Source organism: Amycolatopsis jiangsuensis (genome assembly GCF_014204865.1).
Classification (GTDB): domain Bacteria; phylum Actinomycetota; class Actinomycetes; order Mycobacteriales; family Pseudonocardiaceae; genus Amycolatopsis; species Amycolatopsis jiangsuensis.
Window position 1 is genome coordinate 1864200 of sequence record NZ_JACHMG010000001.1, and the last position, 14824, is coordinate 1879023.

The following is a 14824-nucleotide window of genomic DNA, read 5'->3' on the forward strand; positions in this document are numbered from 1 at the left end:
GGTCAGTGGCAGGGGAAGCCGAGGAGGTGCCGGGCGTCGTGGACGAACTCGTGCACGTGCGTGTCACTGCCGAACACCGACACCGCGCCCTGGTCGACCCCGACGAAGTAGTACAGCAGCAGCGCCGCGAGCACGGTGAGGCCCAGCCACAGCACGGCTTTCGAGACGGGCAGGACGACCGGCGTGGAACGCTCGGCCGGAATGCTGGTCATGGTGTTCTCCTTCGGGATGACGCGTCCCCTGCGGGTGGAACAAACGGCGGCTCCTCGACCTGACTCGCCCTCCGGGGAGGACTCACAGTGGCGCGACCGTGCCGGATTCTCACCGGCTTCGGGAAACCGCCGCGCGTGCTGAACCGTACGACCAGCCACCCCGGCAGTCAATCGCCCGGCGGGTGGCCGGTGTCACCGTGCTCGGCCGGCCGGTCCCCCGCGTTGACAGCCGGACCGGATCCAGTGCTAACGTACTTTTACTAGTTAAGTAGTTAAATAGGGAGGGGACATGACCGCCTCGGACAGCCGCCGGATCGTCCACCGTGTCACGGCCGGCGCGGCGGTGACCGCGACCGCGGCACTCGCACTGGCCGGCACCGCGTTCGCCGGGCAGGCCACCTCCGGTGGGGGTGCGGACGTGACGCCGTTGCGCGTGCACTCCGCCGGCTACCCGCTCGAAGTCCGGCTGAGCACTGCGGCAGGCGACGGCTACTCCAGTGCGCAGCAGCCGGACAGCGTCCGCGACTACCCGACGCCGCCGAACACGTGGAGCACCGTCACGTTCTTCAGCGACGGAGAGCCGATCATCGGCTACGCCCCGATCGACGCCGGGACGAGCCTCACCTGCACCGCCGGCGGCAGCGCGGCCGAGCCGCAAGTGACCTGCGAGTACTGAGCGTCACCGACGCTCTATCCTGACCACGGAACGGAACAAGGGGACATGACCGGGGACATGACACAGCGCGAGAGCCGGCCCGCACTGCGGGCCGACCGGCTGGGCAAGCGCTACCGGAGAGGCTGGGCGCTGCGGGACTGCACGCTGGCCGTGCCGTCCGGGCGGGTGGTGGGCCTGGTCGGCCCGAACGGGGCGGGCAAGAGCACCTTCCTCGGCCTGCTCACCGGCCTGCTGCAGCCCACCGAAGGACAGGTCGAGGTCGCTGGTGCCCGCCCGTCCGGCCGGCAACCCGATCACCGGGTTTCCTTCCTGTCCCAGGAGAAACCGCTCTACCCGCAGTTCACTGTGGAGGATCAGCTGCGGTTCGGCCGGTCGGCCAACCCGCAGTGGGACCAGGCGCACGCGGAGCACTACCTAACCCGCGGACGCGTCCCGGCCGGTGCGCGGATCGGCACGCTCTCCGGTGGCCAGCGCACCTGGGTCGCGCTCGCGGTGGCGCTCGGTACGCACCCGGAGCTGGTGCTGCTGGACGAACCGCTGGCCGACCTCGACCCGGTGGCGCGTGGTTCGGTGCTCGCCGCGCTGGCCGAGGAGCGGCAACGGCACGGCACCACCATCGTGCTGTCCTCGCACGTCCTGGCCGAACTCGAAGAGGTGTGCGACCACCTGCTGCTGTTCGCCGGCGGGCAGGTCCGGCTGGCCGGCGACGTCCGGGACCTGATCGCCGGGCACACCGTGCTGTCCGGCCCGCTCGGTGGGCCGATCCCGGTCCCCGCCCGCACCGTGGTGGACGCGACACGCGGCGACCGGGGCACGCACCTGCTCGTCACGGCCGGTGCCGGTGCCGGTGCCGATCCGGTCTGGCACGGCCGTCCGCCCACGTTGACCCAGCTCGCTCTCGGATACCTGCGCGCCGCGCACGAGGAGGTGGCCGCATGATCTGGGTGGCCTGGCGCCAGCAGCGCGCCCAAGTGATCGTCCTGCTCGCTCTGCTCGTGGCCGGCTACGTCACGGTGCTCCTGCTGCACGGGTCGATGCGGGCCGACGTGGCCGCGCTCGGCAGTTGTGCCACCGAAAGCTCGGTGAGCGGCTCGTGCGGATCTCTCGGCTCCGATTTCAAGGACAGCTGGTTCGACCTGATGAAGGTCGGCGAGTTCGTGGTGATCGTGCTGCCGGTGCTGCTCGGCATGTTCTGCGCGGCTCCGCTGATCGCGCGCGAGATCGAGCACGGCACGCACCTGCTGGCCTTCACGCAGTCGGTCGGGCGCACCCGGTGGATGCTGACCAAATTCGCGGTCACCGCGGTGCCGTCACTGCTCCTGGTCCTACTGCTGCAGCAGGCCGTGAAGTCCTGGGTCGACAGTGCGGGCAAGCTGAGTCCCGACGGGTACAGCGAATTCCAGTGGACCACCTTCGGCACATCCGGGGTCGCCCCGCTGTCCTACCTGCTGTTCTGCCTCTCGTTCGGGATGACCATCGGCATACTCACCCGGCGCAGCCTCGTCGCGATGGCCACCACCCTGGCCACCTTCATCGTGCTCCGGGTGCTGCTGGGCCAGTCGCAGGGACTCGTCGGCACCCAGCGGCTGGTGTCCGACGATCCGACCAACTCTCCGGGTCAGCCACAAGGCGCCCAGTACGTGGACAGCGGGTACCTCACCGCGCAGGGGGAAACGCTCGACCGCAAGGCCGCCATGGCGCAGATCGCCCCGTGCGGTTCGCACACGAACGGCACGGTGGTGCCCGGTCTCACCGACTGCTACCGGGACCACGGACTGGCCAAGTACTTCGTCGACGTCCTGCCCGTGTCGGCCGCGCCGACGGTGCACTGGGTCGAGTTCGCGGTGTTCACCGGGCTGGCGGTCCTGTCGCTGCCGGTGGCCCGGTGGGCCCTGCACCGGCGGGTGTGACGCCACGTCTTCCCCGGATGCCGGCCGGGCAGCGGCTATGCTCCCGCAGGTGATCGAGTTCCGGATCGACCGGCGATCTGGGGTCTCCACCTACCTGCAGATCGTCCAGCAGGTCAGACAGGCGCTGCGGCTCGGCCTGCTGAAGCCGGGTGACCGGCTGCCCACCACGCGCGAGGTGGTCGAGGCGATCGCGGTCAACCCGAACACGGTGAACAAGGCCTACCGGGAGCTCGAGCACGAGGGGCTGGCCGAAGGACGGCGCGGGGTCGGCACGTTCATCACGGCCAGTCTCGGCAGCGAGGCCGGCGGGCGGGAGACGCCGCTGCGCCGGGAGCTGGCGGAGTGGATGGACCGCGCGCTGGGCGAGGGTCTCGGTGTGGAGGACATCGACGCGCTGTACCAGGACGTCCGGCGGGACCGGCAGTCGTGAACGGATCGGGCGAGGAAGGACGCGGCATGCTGAGCGTGCGGGGCCTGGGCAGGCGGTTCGGCTCGAAGCGGGCGTTGCGCGACTGCTCGTTCACCCTGCCCGAAGGCCGGGTGAGCGCACTGGTCGGACCGAACGGCGCGGGCAAGAGCACCCTGCTCTCGCTCGTCGCCGGGCTGCTCCTGCCGAGCGAGGGCACGATCACCGTGGCGGACGCCCCGGTGCGCGGCCGGATGCACCCGGACGTCGCGTTCCTCGCGCAGAGCCGCCCGCTGTACGGCGATTTCACCGTCGCGGAAACGTTGCGGGCCGGAGCGAAACTCAACGACCGCTGGTCCGACGAGTACGCCCGGCAGACGCTGAACCTGCTCTCCGGTGTCGCGCTGGATCGCCGGATCCGGCAGCTGTCCGCGGGCGAGCGCACGCAGGTCGCGCTCGCCGTCGCGTTCGGACGGCTGCCGAAGCTGCTGCTGCTCGACGAGCCGCTGTCCGACCTCGACCCGCTGGCCCGGGACGAGACGCTGCGCATCCTGATGGCCGACGTCGCGGAGCGGGGCACCACAGTGCTGGTGTCCTCGCATCTGCTGACCGACCTCTCCCCGGTCTGCGATCACCTGGTCCTGCTGGACCGGGGAGAGCTGCGGCTGGCCGGCGACGTCGAGGACACCCTGCACGAGCACCGGCTGCTGGTCGGTCCGGCCGGCGCCGCGGCGCCGGCGGCCGAGCAGGTGATCGAAGCCAACCGGACCGGACGGCAGGCGATGCTGCTCGTCCGCGGAGCCGGCACCGTCCCTGCCGAATGGGAGGCGACCGTGCCGGAGCTGGAGCAGCTGGTACTGGCGTACCTGCGCGCCTCCCGGACCTCGGCGCGGCCGCCGGTCGTGCGCGGCTGAGTCACCCCGGGTCGGCCAGCGCGCGGAGGTTGTCCACCAGCGCGTCCGCGAACGCTTCGTCGAGTTTCCCTTCGGGCAGCAGCAAACGCGCGTAACAGGCACCCCACAGCTGATCGACGAGCGCCTCGGCGTCGACCGCCGCCGGGAGCTGGCCGCGTTCGCGACCAGCGCGCAGCAACGCCACCGCGCCCTCGCGGCGGGGACGGGTGTAGGTCGCGGAGATCTCCTCGGCGAGCTTCGGATCGTGCTGGGCGGAGCCGAGCAGCCCGGCGACCATCGGCGCGGTGCGGGGCTCGGACAGGTTCGCGGCGAACTCGCGCAGGTGGGCCCTCAGATCGGCCCACAGGTCACCGCTCGACTCGGGCCGCAGCGAATCCGCGTAGGTGTCCTCGAACGCGGCCAGCGCCAGCGAAGCGGGCGAGCGGAACCACTTGTACAGCGTCATCCTGCTGACCCCGGCCCGGCGCGCGACCTTGTCGAAGGTGACCTCCGAGATCCCGTTCTCCAGCAGCACGGCCGCCGCCGTTTCGAGGACGCGGCGGCGGACCTCCGCCGACGGCGGGCGGCCGCGGCCGCGCTTCGCCGGTTCGGCGTCGTTGCGCTCCATGGGGCGGAAGCCTAACATCGAATTAGTGGACAGCTTGTCCATTAATTATCCCGAGGAGACCCGATGCGGATCGTCACGCTGGAAGAGCACTTCTCCGACCCCGGTCTCACCGCGGCGAGCGCCCCGGCACTGCGGGAGCTCGCTCCCGACTTCCTGCGCGCGTACTCGGCCAACGGCCGAACCGCGACCACCGCCACCGCGGCGCCCGCGGAGCGTCTCGAGGAACTCGGCGAGGCCCGGATCGCGGACATGGACCGGCACGGCATCACCATGCAGGTCCTTTCCGGACTGTGGGGGCAGCAGGCTCCGGCCGACGTCGCTCCCGCGCTGACCCGCCGGGCCAACGAAACGGCCGCGGCCGCGGTGGCCGCGTATCCCGGCCGGTTCGCCGCCTTCGCCACGCTGCCCACCGCCGCTCCCGAAGCCGCCGCCCGCGAACTGGAGCGCTGCGTCTCCGAGCTCGGGTTCGTCGGCACGCTCATCAACGGCCGCACCGAAGGGGATTTCCTCGACGCGCCACGGTTCGAGCCGGTGCTGGCCACGGCGGCCCGGCTGCGGGTCCCGATCTACCTGCACCCCAGCCTGCCGCCACGCGCGGTCACCGACGCCTCCTACGCCGGACTCGACCCGATCGTCACCGCCCGGTTCCAGGCGGCCGCGTGGGGCTGGCACGTGGAGACCGCGACCCACTTCGTCCATGTGGTGCTGTCCGGGGTGTTCGACCGTCACCCGGACCTGCAGGTGATCCTGGGACACTGGGGCGAGATGATCCCGTTCTACCTGGACCGCCTCGACGACCAGTTCCCGACGCGGATCACCGGCCTGGACCGCCCGTTCGCCGACTACGTCCGCCACCACGTGCACCTCACGCCCAGCGGCATGTTCAGCCAGGCACAGCTGCGATTCTGCGTGGAGGCCGTGGGCGCCGGACGGATCCTGCACTCGGTCGACTACCCGTTCGTCGGCAACGACGGTGCCGTGGAGTTCCTGGAAGCAGCCGACCTGACCACCGAGGACAAGCACCGCATCGCGCACGGGAACGCGGAAAAGCTGTTGGGCGTGTGATCCGTCAGCGGAAGGTGCGCAACCGCAGGCTGTTGGACACCACGAGTACCGAGGACAGCGACATCGCCGCGCCGGCGATCAGCGGGTTGAGCAGGCCGAGCGCGGCCAGCGGCAGCGCGGCGACGTTGTAGCCGAACGCCCAGGCCAGGTTGCCGCGCAGCACGCCGAGGGTGCGGTCGGCGAGCCGGATCGCGTCCGGCACCACCGCCAGGTCCTCCCGCACGAGCACGACGTCCGCCGACCGCAGCGCGATGTCGCTGCCGTGCGCCATGGCCATGCCGAGGTCGGCGCCGGCCAGTGCGGGGCCGTCGTTGATCCCGTCGCCGACCATCGCCACCCGGGCCCCGTCCGCCCGCAGCCGCTCGACGACCTCCGCCTTCGCCGCGGGCAGCACCTCCGCACGGACCTCGTCGACGCCGATCTCCGCGCCGACCGCCTCGGCCGCGATCCGGTGGTCGCCGGTCAGCAGCACGGTCCGCAGTCCCAGCTCGCGCAGCGCGGCGACCGCGGCGCGAGCGGACGGCTTGACCACGTCGCGGACGACGAGGACACCGGCCACGTCGCCGTCGACCGCGACCACCACCGGCACCGCGCCCTGCTCCTGAGCCGAGGCGACCCGCGCCGCGCTCTCTTCCGGCAGGCCGATCCCCCGGTCGGCGAACAGCCGCGGACTGCCGAGGAGTACCCGACGACCGTCCACTGTGCCCTGTGCACCGAGGCCGGGCAACGCCTCGAACTCCGTCACCGCAGGCAGTTCGGCGACTTCGGCGTTCGCGGCCGTCACCACCGCGGCGGCCACGGCGTGTTCCGAGCCGGCTTCGACCGCGCCGGCGAACCACAGCAGGTCGTTCACCGTCCGGCCGGCGTCCGGATACCCGGCGGTGAACGTCATCCGGCCGGTGGTGACGGTGCCGGTCTTGTCCAGCACGACTGTGTCCACGCGGCGGCTCGCCTCCAGCGCCTCCGGGCCCTTGATCAGGATGCCGAGCTGCGCGCCCCGGCCGACGCCCGCGGCCAGCGCGGTCGGCGTCGCCAGGCCGAGGGCGCAGGGGCAGGCGATGATCAGCACCGAGATCGCCGCGGTGAACGCGTCCCGCACCGGATGCCCGGTCCACCACCAGCCCGCGAAGGTCAGCGCAGCCAGCGCCAGTACGGCCGGGACGAACACCGCGCAGATCCGGTCCACCAGCCGCTGCACAGATGCCTTGCGGGCCTGGGCACGTTCGGCCAGCGCCGTCATCTGCGCAAGCTGAGTGTGCGCTCCCACCGCCACCGCCCGCACGACGAGGCGGCCCTCCCGGTTCACCGAGGCGCCGATGACCCGGTCCGCCGGGCTCACCTCGGCGGGCACCGGTTCGCCGGTGAGTGCACTAGTGTCCACTGTGGATCGTCCGCTTTCCACGATCCCGTCGGCGGCCAGCGCCTCTCCCGGCCGCACCACGAACCGGTCCCCCACCGCCAGCTCGGCGATCGGCACCAGTGCTTCGGTGCCGTCCCGCAGCACGCGGACCTCCTTGGCGGCCAAGGCATCCAGCGCCTCCAGCAGGCCGGCCGCACTGCGCCGGGAACGGCTTTCGAAGTAGCGCCCGGCGAGCAGGAACGTGGTGACCCCGGCTGCGACGTCGAGGTACACCGCGTCCGCGCCGGGCGCGGTGGGCCCGAAACCCACCCAGTAGCCGGATTCCGTACCGCTGCTCAGCGTCGTCCAGGCCGACCAGGTGAACGAGGCGAGCACGCCGAGCGAGACGAGCGTGTCCATACTCGACGAGCGGTGCCGCAGGTTCCGCAGCGCGGCGCGGTGGAACGGCAGCGCGGCCCAGAACACGACCGGCACCGCCAGCGCCAGGCACAGCACCTGCCAGCCGGGGAACCGCAGGGACGGCACCAGCGCCAGCGTGATCGACAGATCACCGACCGGGACCGCGAGCACCGCGGCCACGATCAGGCGCCGGCGCAGGTCCCGTACCCGGGCCTCGGTGAGGTCGGGTGAGCCGGCCTCCCGCGGCCTCGCCCGGTAACCGGCCTTGCGGACGCGTTCCAGCAGCACGTCGTCGCCGACCGCGGCCGACGCGTGCACGGTGGCGCGTTCGGTCGCGTAGTTGACCGACGCGCGGACGCCGTCGATCTTGTTGAGCGCCCGCTCGACACGGGCGGAACAGGCGGCACAGGTCATACCGGTCACGTTCAGCTCGACCGTGCGAACGGCCGGCGGTGCCGGGGTGGCGGTGGTCATGTCGGTTCTCCGGGATCGGGCCGTGCGCTCAGCGCCCGCGCTGGGCGAGCTGGGCGAGCATGGCGTTGTAGGCATCGAATTCGGCTTCGCCGCTGCGGTCGGCACGCCGGGCGCGGCGTTCGTCGTCGCGGGACCACTGCACCAGCAGGGCGACCACGATCACGATCAGCGGAAGTTCCCCGCTGGCCCAGGCGATTCCGCCGCCGAGCCGCTGGTCGGCGAGCAGGTCGCCGGCCCACGGCAGAGCGAGGTAGTGGTAGTAGGTCGCGGCGATCACGGTCTGCTTGCTCATCACGATCACGCCGAAGAACGCGTGGAAGGGCATCACCGCGAACAGCACGCCGAGCCGGGCCAGGTGCGGCATCCGGCGCGGGGTGCGGTCCGTGCCGACCACCACCCAGGCGAACAGGTAGCCGGTGACCAGGAAGTGCACCCGCATCAGCTCGTGCGACCAGTGGAAGAGCATCGCCTGCCCGAACAGGTCCGAGAAGTACAGCGCGTAGAACGATCCGGCGAACAGGATCGCCGCCACCGCCGGATGCGCGAGGAACCGGGTGACCGGCGCGTGCAGCAGATCCACCAGCCATTCGCGCGCACCCGGCACCCCGGAGCGTGCGGGCAGCGCCCGCAGCGCGAGCGTGACCGGCCCGCCCAGCACCAGCAGCACCGGCGCGAACATGTTGAGCGTCATGTGCGTGACCATGTGCAGGCTGAACGTGCCCGGCGAGTAGGTGCCGACACCGGATGAGGTCGCGACCAGCACCAGCAGCCAGCCCAGCAGCCAGGCGGCCGCGCGGCCGCCCGCCCATGCGTCGCCGCGCCGGCGCAGCCGCCGCATTCCGAGCAGGTAGAGCAGGCAGGCGAGCACGGCGATCGGGCCGAGCACCAGATCGGGCCGCCAGTCGGTAACCAGCCGAAGCCACGACGGTGGCGTGTCCAGCCCGTACCCGAGAATGGTCTCTTGGACCGACGCCGGATGGTTCACGAACGACGGGGGCACGAGCACGGTGAGCGCCACCGAACCACCGGTCGCGAGCATCAGCAGCAGCAGCTCGATCGCCGCGACGCGCCCCGGCGACCGGCCCCGCGCGGCGGCCAGCATCGCGCCGGCCGCCCCGAGCAGGACCACCTCGACCGCGAGCAGCAGGCCGTAGCGGCTGAACAACCCGTCCGGCCGGGCGGTGACGAGCCCACCCACCGCCCCGGACACCAGCACGACCGCGAAGCAGATCCGGGAAAGCCGGTGGTAGCGGCGCAGGATCAGCTCGTCCGGAGTGCGGCGGCGGAGGTGACCGAGCAACGCGAGCAGCGCGCCGAGCCAGATCGCGGCAGCCGGCACGTGCCAGAACAGCGCGTCGGTGGCGAAGTCGTGTCCGGCGCCGACCGACACGTGGCCGACCACTACCGGCGCCAGCAGTCCTGCCGCCGCGACGACGAGCGCGAGAACCACGGGACGCCAGGCCATCGTGGGCCACGCCAGTGCGGTCGCGATGGCCGCGGCGACCACGACGCACAGCCACGCCTTGGGCTCCTCGGCCGCACCGATCGTCGAGAGCAGGGCGTCCGGCCGGAGCGCGGTGCCGAGCGGCAATCCCGCGGCGACGGCCGCCGACAACGGCACGGCAGCGATGGCGGCGGCCAGCCAGCAGGCAGCGCTGCCGGCCGCGAACCGGACCGCGGCGTAGGACTCCGCCGTCAGCTTCCCGTCTCGCCGGCCGGGTGCGACGAACGCCGCGAACACCAGTCCGCCGACGCAGCCCGCCCCGGCCGCTTCCGCGGCGAACCGGACGATCGCAAACCCGAACGTGACCGCTTCGCCGGGGTCGGCGGTCCCCAGCGGGGTGTAGACGTCACCCGCGGTGGCGACGATGATCAGCAGCAGGACCAGTCCCGCCACCACCGCGGCCACGATCGCACCGCGGAACCTGCTTCTCTTCACGTCTCACCGGTCGGCCCGGACCCCGGCCCGGTTCCCGACGGTGCCAGGTGATCCCGGCCACTGACGGCGGCGGGCCCTGGCGCGGAACTCCGTGCCGCCGCTTGGCAAGTCCCGGGCCCGCTGGCAGGGTCGGTCCCGCGCCACTCGCGGGCCGGGAGATCGGCCTGCTCCGACGCGAGGCCCACACGACCAGGTACTGCGGAAGCTCGGAGGGAACCAGTGACGGATACGGTGCGGCGCATCGTCGCCCGGCGGGTACGCGAACCGGAGGCGATCGCCGAGGCGGCCGCCGCGCGGGTGCGTGCGGAATCGCCGTTCAACGACAGGGGCGCGGCGATGATCATCGCCGCGGACCACCCGGCACGCGGCGCGAACGCCGTCGGGGGCGACGCCCTCGCGATGGCCGACCGCGGCGAACTGCTGGAGCGGCTGTGCCTCGCCCTCGAACGCCCGGGCGTGACCGGCGTGCTGGCCACCGCGGACGTGCTCGACGATCTGCTGCTGCTCGGTGTGCTGGAGGGCAAGACCGTGCTCGGTTCGATGAACCGCACGGGACTGGCCGGGTCGAGCTTCGAGGTCGACGACCGGTTCGCCTGCTACGACGCGGAAACGATCGCCCGGATGGGATTCGACGGCGGCAAGATGCTGACCCGGATCTGCCTGTCCGACCCCGCCACACCGGGCGTGCTGGAGAACACCGCGCGGGCGATCGGCGACCTCGCCGACCGCCGGCTGATCGCGATGGTCGAACCGTTCCTGTCGGAGTGGTCCGACGGGCGGTTGCGCAACGACCTCTCCCCCGAGGCGGTGATCCGCTCGATCACCATCGCCGCCGGCCTCGGCCGCACGTCCGCCCACACCTGGCTGAAGCTGCCGGTGGTCGAGGACATGGAGCGCGTGCTTGCCGCCTCGACCCTGCCGGCCGTCCTGCTCGGCGGCGAGGTCAAGGACGCCGACGCGGCGTTCTCGGCGTGGCAGAAGGCACTCGCGTTGCCGACCGTGCAGGGCCTGGTGGTCGGCCGGTCGCTGCTCTACCCGCACGACGGCGACGTCGCCAAAGCCGTGGACACGGCGGTGGGGCTGCTGTGAACCTCCACCGGAAGGCGGGCAGCACCGCCGAAGCACCGTTCAGCCTCGTCGTCACCCCGGAATCGGCCGGCTGGGGATACTCCGGCCTGCGCGTGCTGGAACTGGACGGCACCGCAGCAGTGTCCACTGGGGACTCCGAGGCACTGGTCCTGCCGCTGTCGGGCCGGTGCACCGTGCGCGTCGACGGGGAAACCTTCGAACTGGCCGGGCGCACCGGCGTCTTCGACTCGGTGACCGATTTCGCCTACCTGCCCAGGGATGCCGAAGCAGAGATCACCGGCAGCGGCCGATTCGCGTTGCCCTCGGCGAAGACGTCGAAGCGGCTGGACGCCCGGTACGGTCCGGCGTCCGGGGTACCCGTCGAGCTGCGCGGAGCGGGCAACTGCAGCCGCCAGGTCAACAACTACTGCCTGCCCCACACGTTCGAGGCCGACCAGCTGCTCGTGTGCGAGGTCCTGACGCCGAGCGGGAACTGGTCCTCCTACCCGCCGCACAAACACGACGAGGCACGCGAGGGCGAAAGCGAACTCGAGGAGATCTACTACTTCGAAGTCGCCGGCGGCGGTGCCGGGTACCAACGCGTGTACGGCACCGCCGACCGGCCGATCGAGGTACTGGCCGAGGTGCGTTCCGGCGACGTGGTGCTGATCCCGCACGGCTGGCACGGCCCGTCCATGGCCGCGCCCGGCTACGACCTGTACTACCTCAACGTGATGGCCGGCCCCGGACCGGAACGCGCGTGGCTGATCTGCGACGACCCGGCGCACGCCTGGGTCCGCGCGACCTGGGACACCCAGGACGTCGATCCGCGCCTGCCGTTCGGGCGCCGCGGCTAACGGTTCGCCCGGCTCGGGCTCGGGCTCGGGCTCGGGCTCGGGCTCGGGCTCGGGCTCGGGCTCGGGTGAGGACTTCTCAAACCCGCCGCGGGATGACAAGCTACGCACCGTCCGGGGCGGAAGGGCCCCGCTCGCATGATGACAACGTTGTCAGCTTCCTGGAGGTGCGTCCATGCGGTCGCAGAGCAGACGGGTGGCCGCGCTGGCGGCAGCGGGACTGGTGATCGCCGGGCTCGGCACGGCGCCCGCGCAGGCGGGGCAGGAGCGGCACGGCACGCGGGCAGGGCAGGCCGCACCCGCCGGGCAGGCGGATCCGGTCTCCCTGGTCAACCCGTTCGTCGGCACGCAGAACTTCGGCAACACCTTCCCCGGCGCGAGTGCGCCGTTCGGGATGGTCCAGGTCAGCCCGGACACCGGCGGCCAGGGCGGCTACGACTACCAGCAGAACGCCATCTACGGCTTCAGCCAGACCCACCTCTCCGGCGTCGGCTGCGGCGTGATGGGCGAGCTGCCGATCATGCCCACCACCGGCGCGGTCGAATCGGCCGACAAAGACACCTACAAGTCCACCTACAGCCACGACGACGAACAGGCCGAACCCGGCTACTACCGCGTCGGGCTGGAGAAGTACGGCGTCAACGCCGAACTCACCGCGACCCCGCGCACCGGCTGGCAGCGCTACACCTTCCCGTCGACAGGTGCGGCCAACGTCCTGTTCAACACCGGGCAGGCCAACCAGTCCGTGAAGGACTCCGAGATCCACGTGGTCGGCGACCACACCCTCGAAGGCCGGGTGCGCGCCGGCGGATTCTGCGCCGGGCACGACGAGCACACCGTCTACTTCACCGCGACGTTCGACCGCCCGTTCAGCTCCTTCGGCACCTGGCGGGGTTCTGAGCGCACGCCCGGCAGCCGCGATGCCGCGGGCACCGGCGGCAACGGCTCGTGGGTCAGCTTCGACGCCACCCAGGACCACGACGTGGTGCTGAAGGTCGGCCTGTCCTACACCGGCCTCGACGGCGCGCGGAAGAACCTGGCCGCGGAAACCGGCGACGGCTACGACTTCGACGCCACCCGCGACACGTTGCGCGGGCAGTGGGCGGACAGACTCGGCGCGATCGAGATCGGCGGCGGCAGCACCGAGCGGCAGACGGCGTTCTACACCTCGCTCTACCACGCCCAGCTGCACCCGAACCTGGCCGGCGACACCGACGGCAGCTACACCGGTTTCGACGGCAAGGTGCACCCGGCGGACGGCTACACGCCGTACCAGAACTTCTCGCTGTGGGACACCTATCGCCCGCAGAACCAGCTGCTCGAACTGCTGGAACCCCACGTCGCGCGCGACGTGGCACTGTCGATCCTCGCGATCGGACGCGACGGCGGCTGGCTGCCGAGATGGGCGCTCGCGGAGAGCGAGACCAACATCATGACCGGCGACCCGGTAACCCCGTTCCTCGTCGAAGCGTGGTCGAAAGGGCTGCTCGCGGGGCACGAGGAAGAGGCGTATGCGCTGCTGAAGAAGAACGCGACCGAGACCCCGCCCGCCGACTCGCCCTACAACGGACGGTCCGGTGTGGACTATTACAACGACCGCGGCTACATCCCGAGTGGACTGACGCTCGGCGAGGACTGCGCGGCCAAGGGCGGCGACAACGACTGTGAGCACCCGACGTCGGCGTCCATGGAGTACTCCGCGGCCGACGCCGCGCTCGCGTTGATGGCCAAGGGTCTCGGCCACCAGTCCGACGCGCGGATGTTCGCCGGACGCGGCCAGTGGTACCGCAACGTGTGGGACTCGGGCATCCAGCAGTTCCGCCCGCGCACCACGGACGGCACCTGGCTCACCCCGTACGACCCGGTCGACGCCGACCACCAGTTCCACGAGGGCGGCGCCTACCAGTACCAGTGGCTCGTGCCGCAGGACCCGGCCGGTCTCGTTTCCCTGATGGGCGGCAAGCCGGCGACCGAGAAACGCCTCGACGCGTTCTTCGCCTACGGCAACCTGCTGAAGGACCCGGCGGGCACCGCGCGCGAGGACTGGATCGCCAGCCCGTACGACTACTACGGCAAGCCGACCTACAACCCCAACAACGAACCGGACCTGCTCGCGCCCTACCTGTACAACTGGGTCGGCGCACCGGCCAAGACCTCGACCGTGGTCCGGGCGGCGATGACGTTGTTCACCACCGGACCGGACGGGATGACCGGAAACGACGATCTCGGCACCATGTCGGCCTGGTACGTGTTCTCCTCGCTCGGCCTGTACCCGACGATGAGCGGCGCGAACTTCCTGGCGGTCTCGAGCCCGCAGTTCGAGTCCGCGACTGTCCGGATCGGACAGTACGGCGCTCGCCAGGGCGGCACGCTGACCGTGTCCGCGCCCGGGGCCAGTGACACCAACCGTTACGTGCAGAGCGTTTCCCTCGACGGCCGGGACGTCGGCAAGACCTGGCTGGACTGGTCCGCGCTCGCGCACGGCGGGGAGCTGAGCCACCAGCTCGGTTCCCAGCCGTCGAAGTGGGGTACCGGCGCGGGCAGTGAACCGCCGTCGGTGAACACCTCCCTCGGCGACTCGCGGCGGCATGTGGACGCGACGGTGACCCCGGCGTCGGCGACCGGACAGCCCGGCGAGGACGTGCGGTTGAACGTGGACGTGCTCGGGCAGAGTCCGGCCGTGCAGCCGATCCTGCTGACGGCCAGTGCCCCGAAGGGCTGGCGGGTGCGGAACCAGCCGCTGCAGGTGCTGTGGTCCGGGCGGCTGCCGAAGCAGCAGGCGGTGCCGATCACGGTGAGCGTTCCAGCAGGCACCGCGTCCGGGACGTATCCGGTACAGGTGAAGGTGAACGGTCTGGGCGCGAATACGGTGACCCGAACGGTCCAGGTCCAGGTCCCCGCGGCGAAGGGATGACCTGCCCGGCCGGATGAACCGCGACC

General features: G+C 71.5%; 13 protein-coding genes and 1 riboswitch. Of the genes, 9 read left to right on the top strand and 4 right to left on the bottom strand.

The window, feature by feature from the left end; translation table 11 throughout:
* Window positions 1–2: 2 nt before the first annotated feature.
* Complete coding sequence (locus BJY18_RS07920) at window positions 3–212, bottom strand: CbtB domain-containing protein (RefSeq protein ID WP_184778982.1); 210 nt, start codon at window positions 210–212, stop codon at window positions 3–5.
* Window positions 213–256: 44 nt separating this feature from the next.
* A riboswitch (adenosylcobalamin (AdoCbl) riboswitch) is annotated at window positions 257–344 on the bottom strand.
* A gap of 157 nt (window positions 345–501) precedes the next feature.
* On the opposite strand from BJY18_RS07920, the gene BJY18_RS07925 reads away from it, so the two are divergent.
* The 5 genes from BJY18_RS07925 to BJY18_RS07945 are packed head-to-tail and all read left to right on the top strand — an operon-like array spanning window position 502 to window position 4118.
* Window positions 502–888 (top strand): hypothetical protein, encoded by a 387-nt coding sequence (locus BJY18_RS07925; protein WP_184778984.1) that lies wholly within the window; start codon window positions 502–504, stop codon window positions 886–888.
* Between the two features lie 57 nt (window positions 889–945).
* Window positions 946–1827, top strand: a complete 882-nt coding sequence (locus tag BJY18_RS07930) for an ATP-binding cassette domain-containing protein (RefSeq protein WP_246458800.1) — start codon at window positions 946–948, stop codon at window positions 1825–1827.
* Window positions 1824–2798 carry an ABC transporter permease gene (locus tag BJY18_RS07935; RefSeq protein WP_184778988.1) on the top strand — a complete coding sequence of 325 codons (975 nt, stop codon included), beginning with the start codon at window positions 1824–1826 and terminating at the stop codon, window positions 2796–2798. The genes BJY18_RS07930 and BJY18_RS07935 overlap by 4 nt, the downstream gene beginning before the upstream one ends.
* Window positions 2799–2847: 49 nt before the next feature.
* Window positions 2848–3228, top strand: coding sequence for a GntR family transcriptional regulator (locus BJY18_RS07940; protein ID WP_312873784.1), 381 nt, complete (start codon window positions 2848–2850; stop codon window positions 3226–3228).
* Between the two features lie 26 nt (window positions 3229–3254).
* Complete coding sequence (locus BJY18_RS07945) at window positions 3255–4118, top strand: ABC transporter ATP-binding protein (protein ID WP_184778992.1); 864 nt, start codon at window positions 3255–3257, stop codon at window positions 4116–4118.
* A 1-nt stretch (window position 4119) separates the two neighbouring features.
* Here the strand turns inward: BJY18_RS07945 and BJY18_RS07950 are convergent, their stop codons facing one another.
* Complete coding sequence (locus BJY18_RS07950; protein WP_184778994.1) at window positions 4120–4725, bottom strand: TetR/AcrR family transcriptional regulator; 606 nt, start codon at window positions 4723–4725, stop codon at window positions 4120–4122.
* A gap of 63 nt (window positions 4726–4788) precedes the next feature.
* Here BJY18_RS07950 and BJY18_RS07955 point away from each other — a divergent pair, with 63 nt between their 5' ends.
* Window positions 4789–5790, top strand: coding sequence for an amidohydrolase family protein (locus BJY18_RS07955; protein ID WP_184778996.1), 1002 nt, complete (start codon window positions 4789–4791; stop codon window positions 5788–5790).
* A 4-nt stretch (window positions 5791–5794) separates the two neighbouring features.
* Here the strand turns inward: BJY18_RS07955 and BJY18_RS07960 are convergent, their stop codons facing one another.
* Together BJY18_RS07960 and BJY18_RS07965 are read right to left on the bottom strand one after the other, a co-directional pair.
* Window positions 5795–8023, bottom strand: a complete 2229-nt coding sequence (locus tag BJY18_RS07960; protein WP_184778998.1) for a heavy metal translocating P-type ATPase — start codon at window positions 8021–8023, stop codon at window positions 5795–5797.
* A gap of 28 nt (window positions 8024–8051) precedes the next feature.
* Window positions 8052–9962: a cytochrome c oxidase assembly protein gene (locus BJY18_RS07965; RefSeq protein WP_312873785.1), complete on the bottom strand. Its 1911-nt coding sequence runs from the start codon at window positions 9960–9962 to the stop codon at window positions 8052–8054.
* Between the two features lie 219 nt (window positions 9963–10181).
* Here BJY18_RS07965 and BJY18_RS07970 point away from each other — a divergent pair, with 219 nt between their 5' ends.
* The 3 genes from BJY18_RS07970 to BJY18_RS07980 all read left to right on the top strand — a co-directional run bounded on the left by BJY18_RS07970 (window position 10182) and on the right by BJY18_RS07980 (window position 14798).
* Window positions 10182–11051 carry a Cgl0159 family (beta/alpha)8-fold protein gene (locus BJY18_RS07970; protein ID WP_184779000.1) on the top strand — a complete coding sequence of 290 codons (870 nt, stop codon included), beginning with the start codon at window positions 10182–10184 and terminating at the stop codon, window positions 11049–11051.
* Window positions 11048–11887: a 5-deoxy-glucuronate isomerase gene (iolB, locus tag BJY18_RS07975; RefSeq protein WP_184779002.1), complete on the top strand. Its 840-nt coding sequence runs from the start codon at window positions 11048–11050 to the stop codon at window positions 11885–11887. The genes BJY18_RS07970 and iolB overlap by 4 nt, the downstream gene beginning before the upstream one ends.
* A 172-nt stretch (window positions 11888–12059) precedes the next feature.
* Window positions 12060–14798, top strand: coding sequence for a GH92 family glycosyl hydrolase (locus tag BJY18_RS07980; RefSeq protein ID WP_246458801.1), 2739 nt, complete (start codon window positions 12060–12062; stop codon window positions 14796–14798).
* Window positions 14799–14824: the final 26 nt, after the last annotated feature.